This window comes from Burkholderia sp. Ac-20384, assembly GCF_017104605.1.
Taxonomy (GTDB): domain Bacteria; phylum Pseudomonadota; class Gammaproteobacteria; order Burkholderiales; family Burkholderiaceae; genus Burkholderia; species Burkholderia lata.
This window is the reverse complement of sequence record NZ_JAAGPE010000534.1, coordinates 1-3,520: the sequence shown is the minus strand read 5'-3', so window position 1 is coordinate 3,520 and position 3,520 is coordinate 1. Positions and strand designations below refer to the sequence as shown.

3 protein-coding genes and 1 pseudogene are annotated in these 3,520 nt (G+C 65.6%); 2 read left to right on the top strand and 2 right to left on the bottom strand.

The window, feature by feature from the left end:
- Positions 1-129 (bottom strand): annotated as a pseudogene (locus G3O00_RS41245) (glycosyl transferase family 2); the annotation flags it as partial.
- A gap of 402 nt (positions 130-531) precedes the next feature.
- On the opposite strand from G3O00_RS41245, the gene ispH reads away from it, so the two are divergent.
- Together ispH and hpnH are read left to right on the top strand one after the other, a co-directional pair.
- Positions 532-1,473, top strand: coding sequence for a 4-hydroxy-3-methylbut-2-enyl diphosphate reductase (gene ispH, locus G3O00_RS41240; RefSeq protein ID WP_011353721.1), 942 nt, complete (start codon positions 532-534; stop codon positions 1,471-1,473).
- Positions 1,474-1,485: 12 nt separating this feature from the next.
- Positions 1,486-2,646 carry an adenosyl-hopene transferase HpnH gene (gene hpnH, locus G3O00_RS41235; RefSeq protein ID WP_011353720.1) on the top strand — a complete coding sequence of 387 codons (1,161 nt, stop codon included), beginning with the start codon at positions 1,486-1,488 and terminating at the stop codon, positions 2,644-2,646.
- A 230-nt stretch (positions 2,647-2,876) separates the two neighbouring features.
- Here hpnH and G3O00_RS41230 read toward each other — a convergent pair whose 3' ends face one another.
- Positions 2,877-3,365, bottom strand: coding sequence for a hypothetical protein (locus G3O00_RS41230; RefSeq protein WP_206146440.1), 489 nt, complete (start codon positions 3,363-3,365; stop codon positions 2,877-2,879).
- Between the last annotated feature and the right edge of the window lie 155 nt (positions 3,366-3,520).

Below are 3,520 nucleotides of genomic sequence, written 5' to 3'. Positions count from 1 at the left end.
GGCGCCGCGCGCCTCGGGCGGCAGCGGCCGCGCGGGCACCGCGCGCCAGAAGCCGCCACGCGCGACGAGCAGCACGATCCAGATCATCAGCGACAGGCCGGACGCCAGGAAAGCGAGAACCAGCATCATCGGCGCGCCTCCTGTCGGGCGCCGGCATCGGCAAAATCAATAGGGGTCAGGAACAAAACACCCGAAACCGCACGGGCGGCCGGGCAAAACGCGTAAGAATCGACGGTCATCGAATGGCCTTGAAATGAGCGCGACGCCGGGCAGCCGGAGCGGCTGCCCGCGAAACCGCATAGTTTACTGGGTTCCGCGCGCGCCAGCGCCGACGCGGCTCTCCCGCAAATGCAACACGCCGGACACAGCACCAGAGCAAGGACTTCCCGATAGGGTTAAAATGCGCGATTAATTCGGGGTTCCGGGGCCTGGCCGGCCGGTTCGTTCCTGCCTTCATAACATCAAGCCGGGGCGAGCGAGCGAGTGCCAGCTCCTCGAACCCCGGCGTCTGTCGTCGGAGTTCGCTCACCTATGCGAGTCATCCTTGCCCAGCCCCGCGGCTTTTGTGCGGGGGTTGTCCGTGCGATCGAGATCGTCGATCGCGCGCTGCAACAGCACGGTGCGCCGGTCTATGTGCGTCATGAGATCGTGCATAACCGGCATGTCGTCGAAAATCTGCGTAATAAAGGGGCGCGATTCGTTGAGGAACTCGACGAGGTGCCCCACGGCGCTGTCGCGATCTTCAGCGCGCACGGTGTCGCCCAAACGGTCGAGCGCGACGCGGAAACGCGCGGGCTCGACGTGCTCGACGCCACCTGCCCGCTCGTCACGAAAGTGCACGTGCAGGGCCGCCAGTATGTCGCGGCGGGCCGCCGGCTGATCCTGATCGGCCACGCGGGCCACCCGGAAGTCGAGGGTACGATCGGCCAGATTCCGGCCGAGGTGATCCTCGTGCAGAGCGAAGCAGAAGTCGATACGCTGACGGTGCCTGTCGATACGCCGGTCGCGTACATTACGCAGACCACGCTGTCGGTCGACGATACGCGCGGCATCATCGAAGCGCTGCAGCGCCGGTTCACCGACCTCGTCGGCCCGGACACGCGCGACATCTGCTACGCGACGCAAAATCGCCAGGCCGCCGTGCGCGAGCTGAGCGAACAGGTTGACGTGCTGCTCGTCGTCGGTGCGACGAACAGCTCGAACTCGAACCGCCTGCGCGAGATCGGCACCGAAAGTGGTGTGCCGAGCTACCTCGTCGCCGACGGTTCAGAAGTAAAGGCCGAATGGTTCGCGAATGCGAAGACCGTGGGCCTGACCGCCGGGGCGTCCGCGCCCGAGGAAATGGTCGAAGATGTAATCGGCGCGTTGCGCGCACTGGGTCCCGTCGACGTCACGACGATGGCGGGCCGTGAGGAAAAAGTCGAATTCAAGCTGCCGGCGAAGCTCACGCAAGCTGTCGCCCGCGAAGTTTAAGGAGGACATCTCTTGTCTATTCCGCTGCTCCAGCAAGTCCGCGTCGGCGCGTACATCACGCGCCAACACCTGTCCGGCAACAAACGCTATCCGCTCGCGCTGATGCTCGAGCCGTTGTTCCGCTGCAACCTCGCGTGCAACGGCTGCGGCAAGATCGATTACCCGGACCCCATCCTGAACCAGCGTCTGTCCGTCCAGGAATGCCTGGAAGCGGTCGACGAGTGCGGCGCACCGATCGTGTCGATCGCAGGCGGCGAGCCGCTGCTGCACAAGGAAATGCCGGAAATCGTCCGCGGCATCATGAAGCGCAAGAAGTTCGTCTACCTCTGCACGAACGCGCTGCTGATGGAAAAGAAGATGGACGACTACCAGCCGAGCCCGTACTTCGTCTGGTCGGTCCACCTCGACGGCGACCAGCAGGCGCACGACCACTCGGTGTCGCAGGAAGGCGTGTACGACAAGGCCGTCGCGGCGATCAAGGAAGCGAAGCGCCGCGGCTTCCGCGTGAACATCAACTGCACGCTGTTCAACGATGCGGTACCGGAACGCGTCGCGAAGTTCTTCGATACGCTGAAGCCGATCGGCGTCGACGGCATCACCGTGTCGCCGGGCTACGCATACGAGCGCGCGCCGGATCAGCAGCACTTCCTGAACCGCGACAAGACGAAGAACCTGTTCCGCGAAATCCTGAAGCGCGGTGAAGGCGGCAAGCGCTGGTCGTTCAGCCAGTCGTCGCTGTTCCTCGACTTCCTGGCCGGCAACCAGACGTACAAGTGCACGCCGTGGGGCAACCCGGCGCGTACGGTGTTCGGCTGGCAAAAGCCGTGCTACCTGGTCGGCGAAGGTTACGTGAAGACCTTCAAGGAACTGATGGAAGACACGAACTGGGACAACTACGGCGTCGGCAACTACGAGAAGTGCGCGGACTGCATGGTCCACTGCGGCTTCGAAGCGACCGCCGTGATGGACACGATGGCGCATCCGCTGAAGGCGTTCGCCGTGAGCCGCAAGGGCATCAAGACCGACGGCCCGTTCGCTCCGGACATTCCGATCGACAAGCAGCGCCCGGCCGAGTACGTGTTCTCGCGCCACGTCGAGATCAAGCTCGAAGAAATCCAGCGCGCCGGCAAGGGCAAACTGCAGAAGGCGGCGAAGCCGGCAGCAGCAGCCTGAGTGCGTTTCGCCACGCGGAGGCCATGCCTCCGCGCCGGCGGGAAAAAATGAAGCGCCACGGAGTCCGCTCCGTGGCGCTTTTGTTTTGGGCCGCGATTTTGCGTCGCGTTCCGCCGTCACCGTATCGATTGCCGCGACAGCCACGCATTCGCCGAAACGACGCGACTGTATCGCTGCGCCGGTGCGGCCGGCCCTGTCTCCTCCATCCTCCCTGCAAAACCGGTGCGACGCTACGCGGCCAGCGATTCGGCCGCATGCATGCGCATCCTCTCCGCCGCGCTCGCGACGAGTGCCGGCTGGCCGCTCGACGCGAACGTACAGACGTGCTCCCACAGCTCGGCCAGCCGACGCCGCGTGAGCGTCGTGACGCACGTGTCGTTCGCCGCGAGCACATGCTCGAGTACCGCGCACTCGTCGTCGCGCAGCGTCCATGTGCCGCTTTGCGCGGCACGCGCCACGCCCGCATCGAGCGCACGCTCCGCGTCGACACACACGTCGATGTCCGCGTCCGCGCTCACGGCATCATCGAGCGCCAGGAACACCAGGTAGACGCTCGTGCGCAAGCGCATCAGCAGCGCCTCGTTGCCATGCCCGCCACGCAGCGCGACGAGCGCCATGTGGCATTTCAGCGAGATGTCGCGTGCTTGCACGGGCGGTAGCGGCAGCAGCCACTCGCGGGTCAGCGGCACGTGGCGACGGTGCTTCCGGGTGCCCTTCATGATTGGCTCCCGCCTGAGGTCGCGTCGCTCGCCGCGACGGCCGGCCATGCGATGCGGCACGCAACGGCGTCACGGCGCGCATGGCGCCGGTGCTTCGCACGACGCCACGCGCCGTGCCTATCGTCGCGCCGCTGCGTCGCTCGCGCGTCCGGCAG